The organism is Spirochaetia bacterium (genome assembly GCA_022482625.1).
GTDB lineage: Bacteria > Spirochaetota > Spirochaetia > Sphaerochaetales > Sphaerochaetaceae > Pleomorphochaeta.
This window is the reverse complement of record JAKVOU010000001.1, coordinates 1,307,582-1,332,115: the sequence shown is the minus strand read 5'-3', so window position 1 is coordinate 1,332,115 and position 24,534 is coordinate 1,307,582. Positions and strand designations below refer to the sequence as shown.

The window sequence follows — 24,534 nt, the reverse complement described above, 5'->3', positions numbered from 1 at the left end:
TGATTATTTAAAATAGCAATTCATATGATTTTCGTTGAGGAGGAAGACTCGTGAAGCGTTTGTCCAGTAAAATTATGACATCGGTGCTTACGGCATCGCTGATCATATCCCTTGTAGGTTGTGCTTCTACTGCGACTAAGGTCGAACAGGTTCCAAGCACACCAGTTGCAGAGGCACCTGTGCCAGCTGAAAAGACTGCTGCTGAAAAAGCTGCCGCCGAGAAGGCTGCCGCTGAGAAGGCTGCTGCCGAGAAGGCCGCTGCCCAGAAGGCTGCTGCCGAGAAGGCTGCCGCTGAGAAAGCCGCTGCCGAGAAAGCCGCTGCCCAGAAGGCTGCTGCTGAGAAACTTGCCGCCAAGAAGACTACTGAATATCCCTATAATGTCTCGACTATCGTGAAGAGCGACAAGGCGGTTTCTGACTTTGATTTGTACATTGCCGCTACCGGGAACGTGAAGGGCGCGCTTGATGGCATAGACTATGCCAAGCTCGCTACTTTGCTGAAGGCTGGCAGGAGTCTTACTGCCGATACCTTGCTCCTTGATGCGGGCAATGCGACCAGTGGCAGTGCATTGGTCGAGAGTTTCGGCGGGGAGCCTGCAGGCGTGCTGATGGCGATGCTGGGCTATGATGCCGTGGCTCCTGGTGCCGGTGACTTTGCCTATGGTACCGCTCGTCTGGAGCAGGCTGCTTCCTATGCCTACCAGAACACGAGCCTGAAGGTCCTTTCGGCCAATACGCTCACGAAGAAGGGGAACCCTGTGTTCCAGCCGTATCAGGTCTACTATTTCAACGGCAAGACCGTGCTGGTTGCCGGGCTGACTTCTCCTGCGGCTGCAAAGAATGACACTGAGGGGCTCAGCTTTACTGATCCTGTCATCATAAAGAACGCACAGGCGGCAGTTGACATGGCGAAGTCGATGGTTGACTACGTCGTGGTGCTTGGCAACGTCGACGACAGCCAGTATACGGCTAAGCTGATTTGCCAGAACATCAAGGGCATTGACCTGTTCGTTGAGGCGTCGGACAAGCCGTATACCGAAATGGTGAACGGGACGACGTTGGTAGGGACCGGAGCCGGGCTGCAGCAGATTGGTCTGGTGGATGTGTCCGTGAAGGGTGACAGGATGTCCACGAAGGTCCTTGGTTTTGTATCGGCCTCTGACATCAACGATCCTGCCCACAGTGCGCTGGCAAAACAATATGGTATAGCTTCCATTCCTGCGGATAATGATGTTGCTTGTTATCTTGCCAAGGTAAGTGCGGCATATGCAGAAAAAATGATGACACCAGTCCAGAAGGCTGCCGCTGAGAAGGCTGCTGCCGAGAAGGCCGCTGCCCAGAAGGCCGCTGCCCAGAAGGCCGCTGCCCAGAAGGCCGCTGCCGAGAAGGCTGCCGCTGAGAAAGCCGCTGCCGAGAAAGCCGCTGCCCAGAAGGCTGCTGCTGAGAAACTTGCCGCCAAGAAGACTACTGAATATCCCTATAATGTCTCGACTATCGTGAAGAGCGACAAGGCGGTTTCTGACTTTGATTTGTACATTGCCGCTACCGGGAACGTGAAGGGCGCGCTTGATGGCATAGACTATGCCAAGCTCGCTACTTTGCTGAAGGCTGGCAGGAGTCTTACTGCCGATACCTTGCTCCTTGATGCGGGCAATGCGACCAGTGGCAGTGCATTGGTCGAGAGTTTCGGCGGGGAGCCTGCAGGCGTGCTGATGGCGATGCTGGGCTATGATGCCGTGGCTCCTGGTGCCGGTGACTTTGCCTATGGTACCGCTCGTCTGGAGCAGGCTGCTTCCTATGCCTACCAGAACACGAGCCTGAAGGTCCTTTCGGCCAATACGCTCACGAAGAAGGGGAACCCTGTGTTCCAGCCGTATCAGGTCTACTATTTCAACGGCAAGACCGTGCTGGTTGCCGGGCTGACTTCTCCTGCGGCTGCAAAGAATGACACTGAGGGGCTCAGCTTTACTGATCCTGTCATCATAAAGAACGCACAGGCGGCAGTTGACATGGCGAAGTCGATGGTTGACTACGTCGTGGTGCTTGGCAACGTCGACGACAGCCAGTATACGGCTAAGCTGATTTGCCAGAACATCAAGGGCATTGACCTGTTCGTTGAGGCGTCGGACAAGCCGTATACCGAAATGGTGAACGGGACGACGTTGGTAGGGACCGGAGCCGGGCTGCAGCAGATTGGTCTGGTGGATGTGTCCGTGAAGGGTGACAGGATGTCCACGAAGGTCCTTGGTTTTGTATCGGCCTCTGACATCAACGATCCTGCCCACAGTGCGCTGGCAAAACAATATGGTATAGCTTCCATTCCTGCGGATAATGATGTTGCTTGTTACCTTGCCAAGGTAAGTGCGGCATATACGGCTAAAATGAATATGTCTGCCCAGAAGGCTGCCGCCGAGAAGGCTGCCGCTGAGAAGGCTGCCGCTGAGAAGGCCGCTGCCGAGAAGGCTGCTGCCGAAAAGGCTGCTGTCAAATATCCGTATGGTGTGACTCCGATAATTAAAGCCAAGGGTTCTAATCCTAATTTCGATTTGTTTATTGTTCATACCAATGATGTGCATGGACGGCTCGCTTCTGATGGAAAGGCCACAATTGGTTATCCAAAACTTTCTACCATGTTGCAGGTTGCAAGGAGTTTGACTGACAATATCTTGGTTTTGGATGCAGGTGATGTAAGCCAAGGCACTAATATTGTCAACATGTTCCAGGGTGAGACTGCCGGTGTAATGCTTGATATGCTGGGCTATGATGCAGTTGCACCAGGAAATCATGATTTTGACTTTGGACAGGATAGACTTATCCAAGCTGCCAAATATGCTGACCAGTACACCAATATTAAGGTGTTGAGTGCCAACATTCTCGATAGCAAGGGCAATTTCCTGTTGCAGCCATATCAAATTTATGAATTCAATGGATTCAAAGTGGCTGTCATTGGTCTCACTACTCCTGATACCATGACTTCTACCAATCCAAAGAATGTTGTCGGTCTTAAGTTCGTGAATCCTTTGGATGTACTTGATGAGGCGCAAGCTGCAGTCAACATGGCTCATAAGTATGCTGATTATGTAGTGGTACTTGGTCACGTCGGCATCAATCCGAATGTTACCAGTGGCTTGACAAGCATTGACATTTGCAAACATATCAATGGTATTGATCTGTTTATAGACGGACATAGCCATGATGCTATCGAAGGTGGCAAGGTTGTAAACGGGGCTTTGATTGTACAGGCCGGGGAATACATGAAGAATGTAGGTGTTGTCGATGTGTCAGTTCGCAACGACAAGGCCGTAGGTCAGACAGAGACTCTTGTCAAGGCTTCTGATGTGTTGGATCCTGCTGAGAGCAAGCTTGCACAGAAATATGGAATTACTGAGGTCCCAGATGATCCTGAAGTTGCATCCTTTATTGCAGACAAGCAGGCTGCGCTTGATAAGGAATATGGCACGGTCATTGCCAAACTGCCAGTATGGTTGGATGGTGAAAGGGCTGATGTCCGTACAAGGCCTACTGACCTTTCAAGGATGATCTGTACTGCAATGACTGAAGCTACAGGCGCTGATTTCTCAATCACCAACGGTGGTGGTATCAGAGCTAGCCTTGCTGCAGGCGATGTTACGATCAATGATGTAATGACTGTGTTGCCGTTTGGTAATACCATGACAGTCTGCGAATTGACTGGTGAACAGGTCTATGCAGCTTTGGAGCATGGCTATTCTGGATTGCCTGAACCTGCAGGTTCATATAGCCAGACAGATCTCAGGGTTGTGTACAATAAGTACGGAAAGCCTGGCAAGCGGATTCTGAGAGTCTTGGTTGGTGACAAGATTATCAAGAAGGATTCTACTCCATATAAAGTCTGTACCAATGACTTCATGGTTGCTGGTGGTGATGGCTACACGATGTTTACCAAGGTGATCGGCACATATGGTATGCTTAGCGATGCCTTGATGGATTATCTCAAAGCTAATTATCCAGTTAGGTAAAGGCTTTGGTTGATAAGTAAAATTATGTGGGGAAGCAGCTTCGGATGCTTCCCCACTTCTGTACTTTTTTTGCAAAAATATTTATTAGGTAGAAATTCTTTATGTGCTGTTGGCAAATGGTTTTAGACAGTTGTATTTTATTCTGTTTTTTCTATTTATTTGTCATTGTTTTTTTGATAGAAAAATGTTTGAAAAAAAAGTTGGGATATATTGACAGAAAAAGGCTGATAGGGTAATGTTCCTATCGTTCGCATGATATTCGCCTGTAGCTCAGTTGGCAGAGCAGGTGGCTGTTAACCACCCTGTCGGGGGTTCAAATCCCTCCGGGCGAGCAACTGTGGCTTCCTGAGGTAACGACGGAAGTCATTTTTTGTCTTAAGGTACGAGAGACGAAGTTACGTACCACACAATTGAAGTCTGAACATGCTGGTTCATGCTGGAATTGTATCTGACTTTCTTAAAGGAATTGACGATGGCAACTAGAAGAGGTCCCCGTTTTAAAGAATGTCGTAGACTTGGTGTGAATACTTGTGGTCACCCCAAGGCTATGGATCGAGCAAATGATCCTGCTTTTCGAAAGAAACACAAAGTATCTGATTATGGTATGCAGCTCACTGAGAAGCAAAAAGTCAAATCATATTATGGTATCTTTGAAAGGCAGCTTCGCAATTATTATGAGCAGGCTTCCAAGTCTACAACTATGAGAACTGGTGATGCATTGATCACGACTCTGGAATGCAGGCTTGACAACCTTGTATATCGTATCGGTTTTGGTAATTCCATCAGACTTTCACGTCAGTTGGTTTCACATGGTCATATCTTGGTCAACGGGAAGAAGGTTGATATTCCTTCCTATCGTTGCAGACCTGGTGATGTTATTTCCATGAAAGAGAAATCTACCAAGAACGAACAGTTTAGAAAAAATTTCCTAGGTGCAGCTCATTTTAAGCTGGCATATATCGAAAAGAATGAGGAAGCTTTTTCAGGCACTTTGCTGAGACTTCCTGAACGTAGCGAAGTACCTGTAGAAATCAATGATCAGTTGGTCGTTGAATTCTACTCAAAGTAGATTTTTCAATATATTTTCAGGATAAAATCCCCATGGCAGCATACATGGGGCTTTTTATCTCATTGTAATTGGGTCTTGAATTGTTTTGTATCGAGAAGTTCAAAGCAATGGGCACTACCGTCCTTGAGTTTGACAATGGTAACGACTTTCCTAAATATTTTATCGAATTTTCCAATTTTCTTTGCTTGCTCAATGCGTAGTCGTCCTTCAGCGATATCCAATGCTGATTTTTGTGAAATCTGAAAGACATCTGCAACATCTCCTATCGTGAAAGATCTTTCCATTTTTATGAACTTTTTTTCATTTTTCTTTTTTGGTAAAGGAATGCCGAAGATTGTTGATTCCCGATAGAAGTCCTCAAAATGAAAGGTATTGTTGATCTTGAACAAGAAAACACCATACTCTCTGAGAGTTCCATCGGAACAGCAATACCACGTGGCGAAAGTTTTCCATGAAATAGTGCCTTGCCATTTGTTTTCTAGTTCATGTAGAAACTCTGTTGCTTCAGTGTCTTCCATGTTGTTTCTCCTTGAAATAATCTTGTTATTACTGTATCATAGTCAGCAGATTATTGAAAGTTTTTTCAGAGAAAGGGACTGAGAATTGACGGAATTGGAATATTCATACAAGGATTTTGGAAAGATACTCAAACATAATTCTCTGGCGATGAGGCGCATTGTACTCAATGAGAATACGGATTGCATGAGGGTATATGACCGAAATCTTGGCTTACTCCCTGTTGCTGTTGATTTATATGGTCTCTATGCAAGGGTAACTGATTATAGTCCTGAGGGATTGGCTGATGACGTCATATCTGATTGCTGTGATATTGTTCGTCGTATGTGCTATATTCAGTCAGATCATGTTGTTTTTATGCATCGTCTGAAAAGAGAAGGCCGACAACAGCATGGTCTTCAGGCTATGGAAAGCCTGAAAGTACCGGTAAAGGAAAGTGGCTATTCCTTTACAGTTGATTTGACCAGTCATATTGATACCGGCTTGTTTCTTGACCATATGAGGACCAGACAGATGGTTGGCGAGATGAGCAAAGGGCTCAAAGTACTGAATTTGTTTTCTTATACTGGTGCATTTTCTGTGTATGCTGCCGGTGGTGGTGCCAGGGAGGTTGTTTCTGTTGATTTGAGTGGGCCTTCTACTGCATGGGCCAGACAGAACCTGGGTGCCAATGGGTTTATAGGTGATATGTACCGATGCATCCAGTCTGATGCATTGAAATTTATCATTGAAGCATTGAAGAACAATGAAATATATGATTTGATTATTTTTGATCCACCAAGTTTTTCAAATAGCCACAGAATGGATGAGGATTTTGATGTTAGGCGAGATTATGTACGTTATTTCGATTTATTGAACAATTTGTTGTCTCCTGAAGGTACCATGGTTTTTTCGACGAATCTGAGTACTTTTCAAATGGACAGTGGGAGAGTAAGAGGTTTTGATTTGGAGCAGATTACTAAGTCGGTAGCCGCTCCTGGCTTTACAAAGAACAAGGGTACCAGCCGTACCTGGATATTGAAAAAGATAAGGAATATTACTCTTAGGAAGAAAGACTGGGTTGGATATAAAAGAGTGCCCAGCAGTGAAAATGGGTCCGATGACAGGATCCTGCGGAATGCAAAGGAATTTGAAAGAATGGATACTGAAGAAAAGAAAGATGAAAATTTTGAATTGAATGATCAGCAGGAGATTGATGCTTCTCCGGTAGAAAAAACTGATCAAGATGCTGCCTTGGAAGGTAAATCAGAACAAGAAGATGCCGTACAGACCAAGGAATCTGACGAAAGTCAGGGATCGGAAAGTTCGGAGACGGAAGCAACAGAAGTAACTGCAGAATCCACCGAAGAAAATAATTACGATAATATTATCAAGTCCCTTGATTCAGATCAGGAAACTGATTCTGACAACGGCATGCTTAGCCTACGTTGGGATGATTCTGAACCGGTCAAAGTTGCTACAAGTGAACCAAAACCGATTGAAAGCCTCAAGGATAGGAAAAAAGATTCTGATATGGATGATCAGAAGAAGAGGGATTTGGATAAAGTCTTTTCATCGCATGGTTCTCGCCGTGACGATGGAAGTGCTGGCCGAGGTGATCGTGACAGACGTGACTTTGGAGATAATCGCCGTGACGACAGAAGGAGTCCTGGTCGTTTCTCTGATGGAGATAGATCCCGCAGGTCCCGTGATGATGACCGTGGTGGCTATGGTAGCCGTAGGTTCCGTGATGACGACCGTGGCGGATATGGTAGCCGCAGGTCCCGTGATGACGACCGCGGTGGATACGGCAGCAGGTCTCGTGATAATGATCGTGGCTATGGCAGTCGTGGGTCTCGTGATGATGACCGCGGTGGATATGGTAGCCGCAGGTCCCGTGATGACGACCGCGGTGGATACGGCAGCAGGTCTCGTGATAATGATCGAGGCTATGGCAGTCGTGGGTCTCGTGATGATGATCGCGGTGGCTATGGCAGCAGATCTCGTGATAATGATCGTGGCTATGGCAGTCGTGGGTATCGTGATGATGATCGCGGTGGCTATGGCAGCAGATCTCGTGATAATGATCGTGGCTATGGCAGTCGTGGGTATCGTGATGATGACCGCGGTGGCTATGGTAGCCGAAGATATCATGATGATGACCGCGGATACGGCAGCAGGTCTCGTGATAACGATCGTGGTTATGGCAGTCGTGGGTATCGTGATGATGACCGCGGTGGCTATGGTAGCCGAAGATATCATGATGATGACCGTGGTGGATACGACCGCCGATCTCGGGATGATTCCGGATATCGAGGGGATAGGGAACGCAGGGAGAGCCGCTATGATATGGATAGGCGGAAAAAGAAAAATACTCGCTCTGTAATTTCCCGTGATGGTGGTGTCAAGCCATATGGTTTTGAAAAGTTTGAAAAGACCCATACCAGGGGCGAAGATGAAAGTCAGTTCTTCTGGTTGGATGAGAAAAAAGAATCATAAGTTATTGCAGGTCATGTCCTGCAGGAAAGGGGGAATCCTGCAGGACATGGAAATAAAAGGCGGTGTATATGAAGAAGTATGAAGATGATAGGAGAGTACTTTTATTGCCATATTGCTTCAATATATACTTAACTAAGTTTTGTTTGTGAGGAGTTGTGTATGAGAGAACAATGTGCATCAAGAGAGCTACGGAAGCTTTCGAACCATTTGAGACGGAGGTTGATGACCTTCAGGACTGAGTATAGTGAAACGACGCAGACGTCATCTCACTTTTATATCATCAATTTTATTGATTCGAAGGGTGATACTCCTGTATATCAACGGGACATTGACACCATGTTTTCTCTTCGGAGACCTACTACTACTGAAATTCTGAAGCTGATGGAAAAGAATGGTCTGGTCAAGAAAGAGCGTGTCAGCTCGGACAAGCGTCTGAAGAGAGTAGTGATTACTGAGAAAGCGAAGAAGATGGACATGGAATTTGATATATTCCTTGAACAACTTGAAAATGATTTGACCAAGAATCTAAGTGATGAGGAAATGCAGATCTTTTTCAAGGTAATTGAACAGATGCGAAAGAATCTGGTGGAGACCGAAAAGAGTTGATCAAGACGCTTCTTGGAAGGGTCAGGGAATACCGCAAGGTGAGTGTCCTGACCCCTTTTTTAGTATTTTTTGAAACGTTGATGATGTCTGTGCTGCCATATTTGATGTCTATGTTGATTGACCAGGGTCTACAGGTCCATAATATGACACAGGTTTGGCGTGTGGGTTTTTATATCATTATTGCAACGTTATTTATGGGACTATTTGGTGTTCTTGGAGGATGGACTGCTGCGAAAGCTTCTGCTGGTTTTGCCAAGAACCTTCGTCATGATTTGTTTTATGCTATCCAAGGATATTCAGCCAAGAATATTGATAAATATAGCACAAGTAGCTTAGTCGTCAGGTTGACGACAGATGTCCAACGGCTTCAAATGGCATTTCAAATGTCGATACGTTTAGCCGTCAGGGCACCATTCAGCCTTATATTTTCAATGTGCATGGCATTCTATGTGGACTGGCATCTTGCTTTGCTGTTTGTCTATATGATTCCGATCATAGCCTTGATAATGATTATAACCATCAAGATTGCCTTTCCCCTATTTGAAAAAGTCTTTGCCCAGTATGACCGTCTCAATACAGTCGTTGAAGAAAATGTTGACGGTATCCGTGCTGTAAAAGCGTACGTCAATGAACGGAGAGAAATCAATAAATTTAAGAAAGAAAGCAATACGCTTTGCGGCCAATACACAAAAGTCGGTAAACTTGCAATCAATATCATGCCTCTGATGCTGCTGAGTATTTTTTCTCTTGATGTCCTTATCATGTGGCTGGGAGCAAAACAGGTTGTCCTTGGTTCCCTGACTACGGGTGAATTGGTAAGTTTGGTCAGCTATGTTTCTATGGCTATGATGGGCCTCATGATGCTTTCTTCTTTCTTCGTGATGATGACTATTAGCAGCGCTTCTGCAAAAAGGGTCTGTGATGTACTCAATGAAAAAGTAGACTTGCGGGATCCTGAGCATCCTATTATGAACGTAGAAAATGGTGACATTGTCTTTGACCATGTTGCTTTTAGTTATTCCTCTTCATCTGACAAATTATGTTTGTCGGATATTGACCTGAACATTACCAGCGGAGAACGAATTGGCATAATCGGAGGGACCGGTAGCTCCAAGACGACGTTGGTTTCTCTCATTCCTCGCCTTTATGACACTACCGAAGGACATGTACTGGTCGGCGGCGTCGATGTAAGGAATTATAGTTTGAAAATTCTTAGGCATAATGTGGCCTTTGTCCCGCAGGAAAGCCGATTGTTCAGTGGTACGATAAAAGAAAACCTGAGATGGGGCAATGAGACCGCTTCTGATGCACAGATGGAACGGGTTTGTCGTATAGCCCAAGCAGATGCATTCATTCGTACTTTTCCTGATGGGTATGATACCCATATTGAACAGGGAGGACGAAATGTATCCGGTGGCCAACGGCAGCGTCTCTGTATTGCACGGGCTTTGCTGACTGAACCTAGAATTATCATCTTTGATGATTCTACCAGTGCCGTTGATATGAGTACGGAGGCATCTATCAGGTTGGCACTGCATGATGAGCTTCCCTCCGTTACTCAATTGATCATTGCCCAAAGGGTTTCGACTGTACAGGAGTGTGACCGCATTTTGGTACTGGACGAGGGTAGGATCAGTGGATTTGGAACTCATGCAGAGCTTCTGGCTGGCAATGCCATCTATAGGGAAGTCTATGAATCCCAGACCAGGGAGGTGCAGCTTGCCTAGGCCGAACAGAGGGAAACCCTCCGAAAAACCAAAGAATATTAAGAAAACGATAAAGCGTACATTTCATTATCTCAGACCGTATAGAGGTACTTTGGTACTTGTCGTAGCTGCCATAATAGTTTCATCTGTGATGACAGTTGCCATCGGTGTTTTTCTCAAGTACCTGGTCGATGATGGAATTATGCCCTTGATTGGTGCCCAGAATCCAGATTTCAGCTATATCCTGCACCTGATCAGCGAGCTGGCATTGATTATTGCGGTAGGCATTGCCGGTATGTTCTATTATTCCAGGACGATGGTTGTCATATCGCAGGAAGTGCTCAGGACGCTGAGGAATGAAATGTTTGTCCATATGCAGAGCCTTCCTATCGGTTATTTCGATGCAAATGGACATGGCGATATCATGAGCCGGTATACCAATGATATCGATGCAATGGTCAATATGCTGAACCAAAGCCTTCCCCAGATGTTTTCTGGAAGTATCCAGGTCATTGGGGTCTTTGTTGCCATGATCGTTACCAGTTGGCAACTGACTATCGTGGTGATCCTTTCAATCCTGCTCATGCTATTTGTTACTGGCAAAGTAGGCAGTCTGTCTGGGAAATATTTTTCCAAACAGCAGGCTTCCTTGGGGGCTGAGAATGCCTACATAGAAGAATTGGTCAGCGGACAACAGGTTGTAAAGGTCTTTACTCGGGAAAAAGAAGTAGAAGCAGCATTTGATAAACTCAATGAACAATTGTGTGCCAATACAACCAATGCGAACAAATTTGCAAATATCTTTATGCCATTGGTCCAGATGTTGAGTAACTTTCAATATGCTGTAATTGCAATTGCGGGTGGATTCATGGAAATCCATGGCTTGGCAGGACTTACGTTGGGAATGATTGTAAGCTTCTTGCAATTGTCCCAGACCTTGGCAAGACCTCTTGGGCAGATGAGTCAGCAAATAAATGCAGTTGTTCAAGCGCTTGCAGGCGCTGAAAGGATTTTTGCACTTTTGGATGAAAAGGCGGAACCTGACAACGGCACGGTAATATTGGAGAATGTCTGTAAAGGCCAGTCTGGTGCTTTTCAGGCGTGTGATGAACATACTGGCCATTGGGCTTGGAAAAAGACTGAAAATGGAAAAGAATCGTTCAGACTTCTTCAGGGTGATGTAAAACTTGATGATGTATCATTTTCTTATGTACCTGGCAAACCGGTGCTCCGTCATGTAGATGTCTATGCCCATCCTGGGCAAGTTGTGGCTTTTGTCGGTTCAACAGGAGCAGGCAAGACTACCATAACCAATTTGCTTAACCGATTCTATGAGATTGAGCAGGGAGAAATTACCATAGACGGGATAGATGTCAAGGACATCAGCAAAAAGGATCTTCGACATTCTCTTGGTATGGTATTGCAGGATACAAGTTTGTTTACTGCTTCGGTCAGGGAAAATATCAGATATGGAAGGCCTGATGCTACCGATGCAGAAGTTGAGGTCGCTGCAAGACTGGCAGGGGCCGACCATTTTATCAAATTGCTTCCCCTGGGATATGAAACCATTATTTCTGGAAAGGAAAGCAATATTTCCACAGGACAGAGACAATTGTTGGCTATTGCACGGGCAGCTGTTGCCGATCCTCCCATCATGGTCTTGGACGAAGCAACAAGTAGCATAGATACTCGGACTGAAGCATTGATCCAAGCTGGTATGAACCGTCTTATGGATGGGAGGACAGTCTTTGTCATTGCCCATAGACTGTCGACTGTGCGAGGCAGTGATGTCATTATGGTCTTGGAGAATGGTCAGATCATTGAAAAGGGTACCCATGGGCAATTATTGGAAAAGAGGGGAAAATACTATCAGCTGTATACAGGGAAAGCTGTACTGACTTGATGTATGGATCTGATTATCCGCGGGGCCTGTAGTTGAAAAGTTATAAAAGATATTGACAATTATTATCAATACGGTCATTATGAAATGGTCAAGTGCGCTATGTTATAGCTGGGAGTAAATATGATTGAACGACGTCAGACAATTCAAAGGGATTTAGTGTATAAAGCCGTGATGGTTTTACATAACCATCCTACAGCCCAAGAAGTCTTCAACCATGTCAAAGTTGCACATCCAAGGATAGGAATGGCAACTGTTTATCGGAATCTGAACTTGTTGGTTGAAGAAGGGCGTCTGCTGAAAATCCCTGTTGAAGGCGGCCCTGACCGTTTTGATGCAACGGTTTTTGAACATTGCCATATGATGTGCAGAATTTGTAAGCGTGTGGTGGATATCGATTTCAAACCAGACCAGATTGCATTGGCAAAGGCTTGCAATGCCACAGGCTTCCGGCATATTGACCCAAATTTGGTAGTAAGCGGGATTTGTCCCGATTGTTATGAAAAGACCCAGGACAAGGGATAAGGAGTAAGGTAAGAAAATGGAATTGAAGGGATCAAAAACTGAAAAGAATCTGAGGGATGCCTTTGCGGGAGAATCCCAGGCACGGAACAAGTATACGTATTATGCTTCCAGGGCTCGCAAGGACGGATATGAGCAGATTGCAAGTCTTTTTGAAGAGACTGCCAACAATGAAAAAGAACATGCCAAACTTTGGTTCAAGGCTCTGCAGGAAAATGGGGAAGTTGCGGATACTGCAACAAACCTCAAGGATGCTGCAGCAGGGGAGAACTATGAATGGACTTCTATGTACAAGCAGATGTCTGAAGAAGCAGCAGAGGAAGGTTTCTCAAAGATTTCCAAGCTGTTTGCTCTTGTCGGTGACATCGAAAAGACACATGAGGAACGCTATCTTACTTTGCTGAAGAACCTTGATGAAGGTATTGTATTTTCACGTGAGGGAGACATGGTATGGAAATGTGCAAATTGCGGGCATATACATGTAGGGAAAAAAGCTCCTGCCATTTGCCCTGTATGTGGACATCCGCAGTCTTTCTTTGAATTGCAATCCAAGAACTATTAGACCATATTTATGAATTGCATGCCGAGGAGTATCATCCTCGGTTTTTTTATTTGTTTTTCATTCTTTTCTTAGAATTAAGTCGCTTAGGATTTGATAGCTATGGAGAATCAGTAGTAAAGCACTCTCTCAATAGCAGTGGAATCGAGCGATACTTAGTGAATCTTGATTTACATGAATTTATGTTTAGCTTATCTTATGTCATATTATTCAGTAGCTATGTATGCAATAATTAAGATTAATTATGGATAAAATATGTATTTATTGAGATGGATATGTTGTGTTGCACGATTTTTAGAGTAAATGTCAAAAAATAATATATCTATTGACATAAGTTGCAAACATTTATATTATTGCTATAAGTAGTTTGCAGTGTAATTTGTTTTCTAAATGGTGTCAGGGAGAAAAATATGAGAAAAAAACTTGCTATTGGAATAACGTTGCTGGTTATCGCTGATAGTTCGTTATCTGCATCAGCTGATTACACATATACTGCTGTCAATGGTTCTTCTACTTACCTTACTGATTCTTTTACGACCTATCAGGCACTTGCAGAGGATTCTGATACCAGCAAGACCTACCAGGAGGGTAGCAGTACACCGGTCTCTCTTGGAAGTTCACCTCGCAATGCCTTTTCACTTGCCGATAGCCAGACTTCGTTGGCTTCTGCACCTGAAAATTCCTATGATGCTGTCAATCTGGTCGGTGAAGTTGCTACTGTCGATTTGACAACTTCCCTGTACTATGAAGGCGTTGACGTGACTGATTCTGCAGTTACATCTGCAACAACTTCTGATGCATCTACCACTGTTTCTACGAAAACGTTGTACAGTTCTTCGTGGAATGTTCAGAGTGGGTTCGATACGGGAGTCTTTACCATAGCTGTAACAGGTTCTACCGGTTATGTGTCTCAGTCCCTCAGCATTGAAATTTCAACGGAACCCTTTGCGTTGCTGGACAACAACGGTGATCAATCTGATTCGGTACATGGTGGAGCGGTAGCTGTCTATGAAAATGAAAGTGTCTCCGCTTGGGACAAGAAAGTAGGTGAGTCTTCCGTCTACGAAAGTGGAATTGCTGAGCTTGCAACCAATACATATTTTGATGGCTACAGTGATGCGACAGTTTCGTCATCTACCGAATCAGGACATGCCTCTGGTAATGTTGACTCTTTCTTTTTCAGGATTTCTCCTGCTTCAACGACCTTGCCTACAGGCAGGTATGAGAGCCGGGTAGTCATTTCTTATGCCATTCAATGACAGCTTGAGCCTTTTATTATGATGCCGCAAAATCGGAGACAATTTCTCTTTGATCCATTAATTTCAGATGATGCTGGACAGGATCCAGGCCTCTACATGGCCTTGCTATTTGTTTTCTCTTGTGTTGGATGCCTCCTGAAGCGTATGGGTCGTTGTTTTTACGATAGATTTTATCTTGTTCCTGAGCCTATATGGATGCCTCAGTTCCATGACAATCTGTACCAGCTACGGCATAAAATTGTTTTTTCTCGGTCGGGGAGTTGAAAACTCTATTTTACTCTAAGTTTTATCAGTTGTAGCAATTTTTTTTGTTAAGAAATTTGTTGTATTCTATGTCATATCATAAACTGAAGATGTTTGATATTGTTAATTATATATTGTAATTTAAATGATATAATAAAAGGTATGTAATTTACATGAAAAACAGTATTTAAAATTAATTTGTTTATCTATAATAAATTATTATAAAAATTATTTATTTATACTTTAATAATTTATTAATATGGTATGAAATAATTTTGTTTAAACTATTGACATATGTATAGATTTCTGATATATTAACTATACTTAGAAAAAAATTCAACAAGGGTGGATGTTTATGAGCATAAAAAGGGTTCTGCTTGCCAGCATGGCAATGCTTTCTGTGGGTATGATGGCATTTGCGACATCAACGGCTATCGTGGACGATGATGGCACTGCTAATTCAACATATGAAGAAAATACATATAGCCTTTATAAAAAAGATGCTGCATCTGATAGTGAAGATTCCATTGCCTTTACTGAGAAAGCAGCCCTTGCAACTACGACCGGCAACGAAACAGATACTCTTATGCTTGTCAGTGAGGTTCCTGTTGAACCTATCGTGACTGCATTGTACTATGAAGGTACTGATGTGACTACAACGACCAAGGCAAAAGTATTGTTTGATAAGGACTGGAATGTAGAAGATGGCTTTAAGACCGGCACTTTTGCAGTGGCTGTTTCAGGTTCGACGGCAAATAGCAAACAGAAAGTTTATGTCGGTATTACTGCATCGCCATTCTATCTTAACAGTGGTTCGACTGTCTATGGAGGTGCTGTATCCATTATCGTGTCTTCTGCAAGTCAGGGAAAGGGCAAGTATTCTGCATCGTCGGAAGATTCAAATGCCTCGACTTTTTCCGCTGGAAGTACTAAAACAGAAGACTCAAATGTCTTTTTTAATCTTGCTAAAAATACCTACTATGATGGATACAACGGTGTCGACTATGACGCAACTGCCAATAACGGCGGTATTGTAGGGCATATGAATGGTACTGTAGTAACATTTGCCATTAAAGCTGCAGTTCCTGATAACAAGAGAAAATTGCCTTCCGGACGTTATATCAGTACGGTGACGCTGGCTTATGCTGTTGATTGATAACTTTTCAGTTTTGAATGACAGGGCTGTTACAAAAGTAAGTTTTGGATAGTCCGAAAACAGATGAAAGAGCAGACCATGAATACGATTGATGTGTGATGGCCTGCTTTTTTTGTTTTCTGATAGTCTGCCGTATAAGGAAGGCAAACCTGTGTTGACGGTCTGTGTGGAAGAAACTTCCTCGATGGCCTCCGCGTTCTGTCTGATGAGCCTGTTCGCGGTTACATAAAAAGGTGTTGTTCAACAAGTCTTGTTTTCTGAGACCTTTGAAACAGTCCTATGTTTTTTCTGTTTGGTACTTGGCATAAAACAGAGTCGTTGCCACTTTCGCGACAACGACCTTGTCATTATCTTGTTTATGTAAAAAGATGCATATATTGTACAATACTTATTTGATACCCATCTTTTTCTTCATCTTTGCCCAAGTATCCTTCAATGTCACGGTTCTGTTGAACACCGGGTGCTCAGGTGAAAAATCCTTGCTGTCACAGCAGAAGTAGCCGTTTCTGACAAACTGCAGATAATCTCCGACTTTTGCCTTGAGGCATTCAGGTTCAACTTTCGCATGAGGGATGACGATAAGGGAATCCGGGTTGAGGTCATCCAGATAATTTCCTGTTTCTCCGCCAGGGTATTCACTCTTGAACAATTTGTCATAGAGCCTTACTTCAGCATCGACGGCCTGTGCTGCCGAAACCCAATGGCTGGTCCCTTTGACCTTGCGACCGTCAGGAGTCGTACCGCCGCGGCTTTCAGGATCATAGGTACAATGTACGGTTGTGACCTTTCCATCAGCATCTTTTTCGAAACTTGTCGCCGTTACATAGTAAGTATACTTCAACCTTATTTCATTCCCAGGATAAAGTCTGTGATATTTTCTGGGAGGTACTTCCATGAAGTCTTCCCGTTCTATATACACTTCCCGGCTGAATGGCATCAGATGTGTACCATCTGCAGGATTTTCAGGGTTGTTTTCTGCTTCGAAATACTCTACCTTGTCTACTGGATAGTTGTCGATGACCAACTTGATGGGATCAAGGATTGCCATCAGGCGCTTTGCACGTTTGTTCAGGTCCTCCCGGACGCAGAATTCCATCAAGGAGTAGTCTACGACACCCTCGACTTTCGCAACTCCAACCCGAGAGACAAAATCCTTCATTGATTCAGGAGAATAGCCCCTTCTTCGTACGCCGCTGATCGTCGGCATCCTTGGGTCATCCCAACCTGAGACGATACCAAGCTTGACGAGATTCAGCAACCGTCTTTTGCTCATCAGCATGTAGTTGATGTTGAGACGGGCAAATTCATACTGGTGAGGTGTATGGTCGATTCCGTCGATTGACGTAGCCCAATCATAGGCTGGCCTGTGGTCCTCGAATTCGAGTGTGCAGATTGAATGGGTAATACCCTCAATGGCGTCACTGATAGGATGGGTGAAGTCATACATGGGGTAGATACACCATTTGTCACCCGTCCTGGGATGTGTGGCAAACTTGATTCTATAGAGGGCAGGATCACGCAGGTTGATGTTCGGACTTGCCATGTCAATCTTTGCCCGCAGTGTATAACTGCCTTCCGGATGCTTGCCGTCTTTCATTTCCTGGAAGAGACGAAGGTTTTCTTCGATGCTTCTGTCTCTGTCAGGACTGTTTTTCCCAGGTTCAGTCAGCGTACCTCTGTATTCTTTCATCTGTTCAGGGGACAGGGAATCTACGTATGCTTTTCCTTCTTCTATCAATCTGACTGCAATTTCGTAAAGTTGCTGGTAGTAGTCGGATGCATAGTACTCATGTTCCTTCCAATCAAAGCCAAGCCAATGAATGTCGTCCTTGATTGACTGGATATATTCATTGTCTTCTTTACTTGGGTTCGTGTCATCAAGCCGCAGATGGCATATGCCACCATATTTCTCTGCCAAGCCAAAATTCAGACATATTGATTTGATATGTCCGATGTGAAGATAACCGTTTGGCTCAGGAGGGAACCTGGTGACAATCTTATTGTCCGGGACCCTACCGTTTGCAAGATCATCCTCAATGATCTTTTCGATGAAGTTCAAAGGTCTTTCCTTTTTCTCTTCCCCTTCCATATTGACCGTCCTTCGCCCTTTCAAAGGGGCATGAAACTTATAATGCACAAGTATACCATAGTGGGGCATCTGGATAAAGAATGTTCGCTATGGTTTGTATGACAAATTTGTGCATGGAATTGACTATTGATGCAATCCTTTTGATATATTGGCTTGTTTTAGGGAAATGGACCGGCTGAAAAGAAAGTTTTATGATTATCAGCAGAGCATACGGATGGATTGTTTTCTGTCTTGGCATATCAAAATTCGTGCAAATATGAGGTTCTGTCATGACCGGTAGGATGGCAAATACCTGTTTATTTTCGGCTATAGGAAAAGTCTTCCATTGCAAAGAAGCGGTTTTGTGTGTAGAAGAGACCGAACGCAACGGCATCCTTACAACCAGGAAGAGAACAGTCGACAAGTTTTGCTTTTTCGGTAGCAATGGAGATATCTTTGCCGATTCTTTCAATGATGCAGTGCTCAAATTTATCATCTGAAGATCTTGGTATCATCACGCAGGAACCGAATCCCCTGATGCTCGTCCTGATGATTATGGTATCTTGGATATCTACCTTGATGAAAGTTGCCTCTGACTGACTGATGACCAACCCGTGCGGGAAATTCCCTGCTTCTATTCTACAGGTTACCTTGAAATCTTCATCACTGACAGCAAGCAGCAGGGCGTCCTGGGCCCTTGCCGTGATGGAACGGTAATCCCTGTTTTTCCATTCGCCTTTTCCGATCCATTCCATTTCTCTTACAGTTGGTTTTTTCATGTCTGAAGTATATCGTTTGAATCGTTTGCATGAAAAGCATCTTCCTTTACTTTCTCTGGATGTTTTTCTATCATATAAGTATGAAATCACCTAAGGAAAATGTTCTTGAAAAGAAGATTTTGGGGAAATTGGAAACGGGGAGCAATAGTCGCCGACTTTGTCAGCTTCTCTTGTCTGATGATAAATTGCAGGCTATGCAGGAATACGGCAACAGCGTATCCATCAAGCGTATGAACTATAATGATCATGGTCCTGTCCATATGAGACAAGTGTGCTACAACGCATTGAAAATGCTTGATCTGCTCCATAGGTGCAGGCCTTGAAACCTCACTTGAGACCGAAGAGATGGGCAGTTATGATGACAGTCGTTGCGGCGTAGTCATTGCAAGTCTCTGCCATGATCTGGGCATGGGAATTTCAAGGCAGGACCATGAACTCGTTTCCATGGTATTGGCACGACCGATGTGTGAGAAATGGTTGGAACAAACATTCTCGAATAATCTTCAGAAACGTGTATCAATCGGAGAAATAGCCTTGGAAGGCATCTATGGACATATGGGCAACAGAAAGATAACCAGTATGGAAGCAGGAATTATTCTGGTTGCTGATGGATGTGATATGGAAAAGGGCCGCAGTAGGATACCATTGGCACTCCATACAGAACCACAGGTGGGTGACATCCACAAATACAGCGCCAATGCAATTGAAAAGGTACGCATCACCAAAGGGGACGAAAAACCTATCAGGATTGATATAGAGATGAGTGCTGAGATAGGGATGTTCCAGATAGAAGAAGTCTTGTTGCAGAAAATCAGCAAGAGTACTATCCGTGATTATCTTGAAGTCGTTGCAAAAGTGCCTGGGTTGAAGGATAAGCATTACCTGTAGGAGGAACGTATGGTCGTCGTAATCGGAGGCTATTGCTATCATATGGAAGAACAGATCCGTGAGGACAGCAAATCTTCGTCTTTTTTCAAGACAAGTCTGACAGGCCGGGGATTGCAGATTGCCTGTAGCCTTGCAGACCGGCAGGTCCCTGTTGAATTTCTGTGCCCGATATCTTCCGATGGGTTCGGATTGAGACTCCTTGATATGCTCATTGACAAGGATGTGCTTTTTGAGCCTCATCTGTGCAACAGCCCCTTGCCATCTCCCATAAGTATTTCATTGCAGTCAACAGCGGTTCCTTATCATGTGATTGGCGGGACTGCACCGACTTCACTAACTGCGAGGCAGTTGCTTGATGCATTTGCTGTCAATTCAGACATCAAGGTCGTGTATATTGAAGGAAGTCTTTTGACGTTTCCTGACGAAATGGATGCCATTGTCAAAGCTATTGGACAGCAGGACCCGAAGCCTATCATTTATCTGGATACTTGTGTGGCCAAGGATAGCCTACTGAAAAGTGAAAAAGTTGAGACTTTGGCAGGAATTGCTGATATCATACAGGTCGATGATGCTATTGACGAAAGTATCCTGCCGTTACCGCAGATGACAGTGCGTCTTTCTCCCTATCGGATTACCTTTGCTACATCGTCAGGTATCCGTGAGGAGGTGGTCAATCCATCAGCTGTAGACAGCTTGGAGCAGACTGTGAATATCATCAGCGGGCTATATAAACACGATGCCTTTGGTTTGGACGGGGAAGAGCCCCATCTGCAACTTTCTGAGAAACTTTGTAGCAACGTTTTGTCTTCCATCTGATATTTTCTGCATAGATACATAATTGATACATATTGATAGGGTAGTCTGGAAACAGAGGAATGCACGATGGAGTATAATGTTTTAGTAGTTGAAGACAATGAAGAGATTCGGTCAATAGTAGAGAAATATTTAGTTCGGAACGGCTATCATTGTACTGTGGCTGAAGATGGTTTTGTTGCATTGGAAAAGTTCAGCAGTGGAGAATTCCATCTGATCATCCTTGATGTCATGATGCCCGGTATAGATGGTTTTGAAGTTCTGAAACGGATTCGTATGACCAGTGATGTCCCGGCTCTTTTCCTGACTGCAAAGGAACTGGAAACTGACCGTCTCAGGGGCTTTGATTTGGGTGCCGATGACTATGTCGTGAAACCTTTCAGTCCCAGGGAACTGATGAAGAGGGTATCCGTCATATTAAAACGGGTATACAAGGAAAAAGCAGAGGAAGTATTGAAATATAAGGATCTTGTACTAGATCGGAAAAGTCTCAGTGCTTCAAAAGGGGGGAAACCCATTGTGCTGACTAGTACCGAATTCAAGCTTCTTGAAACATTTATGACTCATGTAGGGTATGTACTTTCCCGGGAACAGCTGATAAGGGATGCTTTTGGTTCTTCCTATGATGCCTATGATCGTAATATTGATACCTATGTCAAGAAATTGAGAAAAAAGATAGGAGATGATTCCAAAGCTCCTTCCTTTATTTATACCCGATATGGGGCAGGGTATCAATTTGGAGGTGAAGCTTGACGATACGTCACCTGCTGGATAGAAGTTTTGCCATGGTTGCTGTGGTTGCCGTGACCCTTACAACCATTCTTCTGATTGTACTTACGGATACCTATATGGAGAAAGAACGCCAGCAGCAGCTTCAGCAGGCTGAAACCCAATTGGTGAATGCTCTCAAGAATGACAAGGGCGATCCTTTGGAGCTGAAACGGCAGGAATATGCCAGGATCCTTTCAGGGTTTGTCCGTATGCCGATTAAGTCAATTGCATACTACGATAATGCAGGTATATTGATTGCCAGGGTGGATGCACCTCCTGGGCAGATAGGACCACATCAGCCTCCTGTCAATGAACAGAGAATCCAGATCAAGGATGCAAAAGGTAAGCTATCAGGTATGATTGAGCTAGGTGTACTGGCTTATCATAAAGTACCATTGCTGAAACGTTTGGCACAATCTTCACTTTTCATGAGCTATTTCATAGCTATGGCAATTGTACTGGCGCTTGCTTTGTCTTTGAGCTGGCTGTTTAGCCGTCGTATTACCGATCCCCTGGAAGATACTGCAAAGTTAGCCGGTGACTTGTTGGTGGATATCAAGGAACTGCCTCCTCCAAGCAATATAGAAGAAGTTTCGACCATACGAGACACGCTTACGGACCTTGATTCGCGCCTCAGGCTGAAAAGGCAGGGGCGAAAGCTTTTGCTTGATGAACTGGTCCATCAGACCAGGACTCCTCTGACGGTACTGAAAACGCATCTTGAGGCTCTTGAAGATGGACTGATACCTTATGATGAAAGGGAAAAAGGCATTCTCTATAAGGAAATTGACAGCCTGACAGTAATGATTTCCAATATGAGTTCCATGATTGATGCAAGCAGTGAAACTGAAAATCTCCAGCTGAAGGAATTCAACCTTCCGGCTCGGTTGCAGACAATCGCTGCAGGACTTCGTCCTCAATTTGAGAAGAAAGGGTTGCAACTTGACTTGGATCTTGTTGAGAAGCTTCATATAACAAGTGACCCTAATGTATTGAGCCAAATAGTCTACAACTTGCTTACAAATTCACAGAAATATACTTCCTCAGGTGGAAAAGTTGAACTCGGATGCAAAAAAGAAGCAGATGCGGCTGTTATCTGGGTCAGAGACAATGGCATAGGCATCAGCAAGGAAGACCAGACTCATATTTTTGAAGCATATTTCAGAAGTGCAAGGGTAGCAGGCCTGCCCGGAGAAGGTATAGGCCTGTATCTGGTAGGTGACCAGATCAAGCGCCTCCATGGAAAGTTGGATGTTGTTTCCGAACTTGATGAAGGCTCCTGCTTTACATTGAAGTTACCGTTGACTCTGGCTGAGGATGGGATCTTTCCTAAGAATGTTGCGGTACATCCACAGGGAAATAAAGACTGAGGCGATATCTGCAGCGGGCTGTGCAAGTATGATGCCATTGAGGCCTGCCAGAGCCTTTGCAACAAACAGTACAGGGATGAATACGAATCCTTGACGGCTGATTGAAAGCAACAGTGATTCCTTTGCCTTGCCCATGGCCTGGAAAGCAAATTCATTGACAAACATGATACCGAGGAATGTCGGTGAAATCATCAAGGCCCTGAGCATGAGCGTACCGAAGGAAATAACCTCGTCATTATTGATGAAAACACTGATTATGGTGGGTGCTACGAACATATACACGATGGAAAGAACAAAGCCGATAAGTACATTTGCCTTCATTGTATATTTTGCAGTGGCTTGCAACCTTTCTTTATTTCCTGCTCCGTAGCTGTAGCCAAGTAGTGGCTGTACACCTGCAGAAAGCCCTATCTGTATGAATATCACAAGCATGTTGGCTTTCATGGCGACACCCATGGCAGCTATAGCGATATCTCCATAGGAAACAAGTACGTTGTTAAGCAGGATATTACTCATGCTCATCAATACACTGTTGAGGGAAGCCGGCAGACCTATCAGGAAAACTCCGGAAAAAATACCATTGCGCATTTTGAATTCCTTCAGTGAAAGAGACATGATAGATTTGTCGCTTACTGCGAAGACAATGTAGTAGATGACCGAAAAGACATTACCGAGTACAGTTGCAAAGGCAGCTCCTTCGACTCCCCATCCGATCAACGGGATTGTTATTTTTCCAATGGTAAAGGAGGGTAAGATGAATATCGGGTCGAGTATGATGTTGGCAAAGGTACCCAGCAACATGCCGCGCATGGAAGTCTTTGCTGCACCTTCACCTCTGACCAAGTTTGAAAAAGTATTTGAGATGACGACAAGAGGAGCTCCCCATGCAATGATCCTCAGGTATCCCGAGGCATATCCTATCGTATAGTCGCTTGCTCCTGCAGTCCTCAATATCGGTTCTCCAAGGAGAAGGAAAATGAGGGAACCTGCCAGACCGGTTACTATACCGGCATAGAAGCAAAAGGAACTGATATGCTTGACTTTGTCCATTTCTTTCTTACCCAATGCCCGGGAAATGAAAGTTGAACCGCCTACTCCGAATATATTGCCTGCAGCCATGAGAAACAGGAATACAGGGGTGGCAACTGCAACTGCTGCCACTTTATTCGGATCCTGTAGCTGTCCGACGAAAAATGTATCTACCATGTTGTAGAGCACGACGACAAGCATGCTTACGATGGTTGGGAATGACAGCTCCCATACAGATTTTTTTATCGGTGCTTTTTCAAATAAAAACAAACGTTCCTTGTCAATCATCTGTCAATTCCTTGTAGATTAGCCAGCAATATTTCCAGCAATCGGGCCAGTTCCGCAGCTTCTGTCTTGCTCATGTGTTCAACCATCAGTGCATCCAGCTGCTTGCGATACGTGCTCATTGCTTCATATTTTTCTGTGGCTTTCTGTGTACAGCTTACCTGTGTACAACGACGATCCTTCTTGTCTTTTCCGACCAGTACGAATCCTTTCTGTTCCAGACGCTTTACCAATCCGACGACCGTAGAATGCTGGAGATGGAAATGTGCTTCCAAATCTTTTATCCGAGCTGTTTTTCCTCTTTTTTCCATTATAAGGAAATCCAGTATGTTGTCCTGGGAAAGCGTAAGATCAAGTTCTTTCAGCTGCTTGTTTGCGAAACGCTGAAGTGAATCGTGAATCAGCTTCAGAGTGAATCCGATTGGTTTGTCTTCTGGTCGCATGCCTGTATATTAGTCGCATGCGACGTTTAGGTCAATCAGTTGTTTAAAAAAATGATTATTATTTATAATTAGTTAC

Annotated in this window: 18 protein-coding genes, 1 tRNA gene and 1 pseudogene; 15 read left to right on the top strand and 5 right to left on the bottom strand. The window is 44.4% G+C overall.

Going from position 1 to position 24,534, the window contains the following annotated elements:
• The first annotated feature begins 50 nt into the window (after window positions 1-50).
• From LKE40_06010 to rpsD, 3 genes are all read left to right on the top strand, one after another.
• Window positions 51-3,998 carry a 5'-nucleotidase C-terminal domain-containing protein gene (locus LKE40_06010; protein ID MCH3917003.1) on the top strand — a complete coding sequence of 1,316 codons (3,948 nt, stop codon included), beginning with the start codon at window positions 51-53 and terminating at the stop codon, window positions 3,996-3,998.
• Between the two features lie 259 nt (window positions 3,999-4,257).
• Window positions 4,258-4,330: transfer RNA gene (locus LKE40_06005), tRNA-Asn, on the top strand.
• Window positions 4,331-4,470: 140 nt separating this feature from the next.
• Window positions 4,471-5,067 carry a 30S ribosomal protein S4 gene (gene rpsD, locus LKE40_06000; GenBank protein ID MCH3917002.1) on the top strand — a complete coding sequence of 199 codons (597 nt, stop codon included), beginning with the start codon at window positions 4,471-4,473 and terminating at the stop codon, window positions 5,065-5,067.
• Between the two features lie 59 nt (window positions 5,068-5,126).
• Here the strand turns inward: rpsD and LKE40_05995 are convergent, their stop codons facing one another.
• Window positions 5,127-5,585: a hypothetical protein gene (locus LKE40_05995; protein ID MCH3917001.1), complete on the bottom strand. Its 459-nt coding sequence runs from the start codon at window positions 5,583-5,585 to the stop codon at window positions 5,127-5,129.
• Between the two features lie 85 nt (window positions 5,586-5,670).
• Here LKE40_05995 and LKE40_05990 point away from each other — a divergent pair, with 85 nt between their 5' ends.
• From LKE40_05990 to LKE40_05955, 8 genes are all read left to right on the top strand, one after another.
• The gene (locus LKE40_05990; protein ID MCH3917000.1) at window positions 5,671-8,061 is read left to right on the top strand and encodes a class I SAM-dependent methyltransferase; all 2,391 of its coding nucleotides are present in this window, start codon (window positions 5,671-5,673) and stop codon (window positions 8,059-8,061) included.
• A 159-nt stretch (window positions 8,062-8,220) separates the two neighbouring features.
• On the top strand, window positions 8,221-8,667 hold the full coding sequence (locus LKE40_05985) for a MarR family winged helix-turn-helix transcriptional regulator (protein MCH3916999.1): 447 nt from the start codon (window positions 8,221-8,223) through the stop codon (window positions 8,665-8,667).
• The gene (locus LKE40_05980) at window positions 8,664-10,394 is read left to right on the top strand and encodes an ABC transporter ATP-binding protein/permease (protein MCH3916998.1); all 1,731 of its coding nucleotides are present in this window, start codon (window positions 8,664-8,666) and stop codon (window positions 10,392-10,394) included. The genes LKE40_05985 and LKE40_05980 overlap by 4 nt, the downstream gene beginning before the upstream one ends.
• On the top strand, window positions 10,387-12,276 hold the full coding sequence (locus LKE40_05975; GenBank protein MCH3916997.1) for an ABC transporter ATP-binding protein/permease: 1,890 nt from the start codon (window positions 10,387-10,389) through the stop codon (window positions 12,274-12,276). Before LKE40_05980 ends, LKE40_05975 begins: the two co-directional genes overlap by 8 nt.
• A gap of 120 nt (window positions 12,277-12,396) precedes the next feature.
• Window positions 12,397-12,798, top strand: coding sequence for a transcriptional repressor (locus tag LKE40_05970; protein MCH3916996.1), 402 nt, complete (start codon window positions 12,397-12,399; stop codon window positions 12,796-12,798).
• Between the two features lie 16 nt (window positions 12,799-12,814).
• Window positions 12,815-13,357 (top strand): rubrerythrin family protein, encoded by a 543-nt coding sequence (locus LKE40_05965; protein MCH3916995.1) that lies wholly within the window; start codon window positions 12,815-12,817, stop codon window positions 13,355-13,357.
• Window positions 13,358-13,764: 407 nt separating this feature from the next.
• On the top strand, window positions 13,765-14,613 hold the full coding sequence (locus tag LKE40_05960; protein MCH3916994.1) for a hypothetical protein: 849 nt from the start codon (window positions 13,765-13,767) through the stop codon (window positions 14,611-14,613).
• Between the two features lie 598 nt (window positions 14,614-15,211).
• Window positions 15,212-16,012: a hypothetical protein gene (locus LKE40_05955; protein MCH3916993.1), complete on the top strand. Its 801-nt coding sequence runs from the start codon at window positions 15,212-15,214 to the stop codon at window positions 16,010-16,012.
• Window positions 16,013-16,400: 388 nt separating this feature from the next.
• Here LKE40_05955 and LKE40_05950 read toward each other — a convergent pair whose 3' ends face one another.
• Both LKE40_05950 and LKE40_05945 read right to left on the bottom strand, forming a co-directional pair.
• Entirely contained in the window at window positions 16,401-18,101 is a 1,701-nt protein-coding gene (locus LKE40_05950) for a glutamine--tRNA ligase/YqeY domain fusion protein (protein MCH3916992.1), read from the bottom strand.
• 296 nt (window positions 18,102-18,397) lie between these two features.
• The gene (locus LKE40_05945; GenBank protein ID MCH3916991.1) at window positions 18,398-18,835 is read right to left on the bottom strand and encodes a hypothetical protein; all 438 of its coding nucleotides are present in this window, start codon (window positions 18,833-18,835) and stop codon (window positions 18,398-18,400) included.
• Between the two features lie 104 nt (window positions 18,836-18,939).
• On the opposite strand from LKE40_05945, the pseudogene LKE40_05940 reads away from it, so the two are divergent.
• The 4 genes and pseudogenes from LKE40_05940 (at window position 18,940) to LKE40_05925 (ending at window position 22,701) form a co-directional block, all read left to right on the top strand.
• Window positions 18,940-19,747 (top strand): annotated as a pseudogene (locus LKE40_05940) (phosphohydrolase).
• Between the two features lie 9 nt (window positions 19,748-19,756).
• Window positions 19,757-20,563 (top strand): hypothetical protein, encoded by an 807-nt coding sequence (locus LKE40_05935; protein MCH3916990.1) that lies wholly within the window; start codon window positions 19,757-19,759, stop codon window positions 20,561-20,563.
• A 66-nt stretch (window positions 20,564-20,629) separates the two neighbouring features.
• Entirely contained in the window at window positions 20,630-21,313 is a 684-nt protein-coding gene (locus LKE40_05930; GenBank protein ID MCH3916989.1) for a response regulator transcription factor, read from the top strand.
• On the top strand, window positions 21,310-22,701 hold the full coding sequence (locus LKE40_05925) for a HAMP domain-containing histidine kinase (protein ID MCH3916988.1): 1,392 nt from the start codon (window positions 21,310-21,312) through the stop codon (window positions 22,699-22,701). Before LKE40_05930 ends, LKE40_05925 begins: the two co-directional genes overlap by 4 nt.
• Here the strand turns inward: LKE40_05925 and LKE40_05920 are convergent.
• Window positions 22,627-24,018: an MATE family efflux transporter gene (locus LKE40_05920; protein ID MCH3916987.1), complete on the bottom strand. Its 1,392-nt coding sequence runs from the start codon at window positions 24,016-24,018 to the stop codon at window positions 22,627-22,629. The two genes, LKE40_05925 and LKE40_05920, sit on opposite strands and share 75 nt — an antisense overlap.
• Entirely contained in the window at window positions 24,015-24,458 is a 444-nt protein-coding gene (locus LKE40_05915; GenBank protein MCH3916986.1) for a MarR family transcriptional regulator, read from the bottom strand. Before LKE40_05915 ends, LKE40_05920 begins: the two co-directional genes overlap by 4 nt.
• Window positions 24,459-24,534: the final 76 nt, after the last annotated feature.

Excerpts from the sequence above, each read along its gene's own strand:
- LKE40_05995 (MCH3917001.1), bottom strand. The coding sequence starts at position 5,585 with ATGGAAGACACTGAAGCAACAGAGTTTCTACATGAACTAGAAAACAAA.
- LKE40_05955 (MCH3916993.1), top strand. The coding sequence starts at position 15,212 with ATGAGCATAAAAAGGGTTCTGCTTGCCAGCATGGCAATGCTTTCTGTG.
- LKE40_05945 (MCH3916991.1), bottom strand. The coding sequence starts at position 18,835 with ATGGAATGGATCGGAAAAGGCGAATGGAAAAACAGGGATTACCGTTCC.
- LKE40_05930 (MCH3916989.1), top strand. The coding sequence starts at position 20,630 with ATGGAGTATAATGTTTTAGTAGTTGAAGACAATGAAGAGATTCGGTCA.
- LKE40_05950 (MCH3916992.1), bottom strand. The coding sequence starts at position 18,101 with ATGGAAGGGGAAGAGAAAAAGGAAAGACCTTTGAACTTCATCGAAAAG.
- LKE40_05920 (MCH3916987.1), bottom strand. The coding sequence starts at position 24,018 with ATGATTGACAAGGAACGTTTGTTTTTATTTGAAAAAGCACCGATAAAA.
- LKE40_05985 (MCH3916999.1), top strand. The coding sequence starts at position 8,221 with ATGAGAGAACAATGTGCATCAAGAGAGCTACGGAAGCTTTCGAACCAT.
- LKE40_05935 (MCH3916990.1), top strand. The coding sequence starts at position 19,757 with ATGGTCGTCGTAATCGGAGGCTATTGCTATCATATGGAAGAACAGATC.
- LKE40_05960 (MCH3916994.1), top strand. The coding sequence starts at position 13,765 with ATGAGAAAAAAACTTGCTATTGGAATAACGTTGCTGGTTATCGCTGAT.
- LKE40_05965 (MCH3916995.1), top strand. The coding sequence starts at position 12,815 with ATGGAATTGAAGGGATCAAAAACTGAAAAGAATCTGAGGGATGCCTTT.
- LKE40_05915 (MCH3916986.1), bottom strand. The coding sequence starts at position 24,458 with ATGCGACCAGAAGACAAACCAATCGGATTCACTCTGAAGCTGATTCAC.
- rpsD (MCH3917002.1), top strand. The coding sequence starts at position 4,471 with ATGGCAACTAGAAGAGGTCCCCGTTTTAAAGAATGTCGTAGACTTGGT.
- LKE40_05970 (MCH3916996.1), top strand. The coding sequence starts at position 12,397 with ATGATTGAACGACGTCAGACAATTCAAAGGGATTTAGTGTATAAAGCC.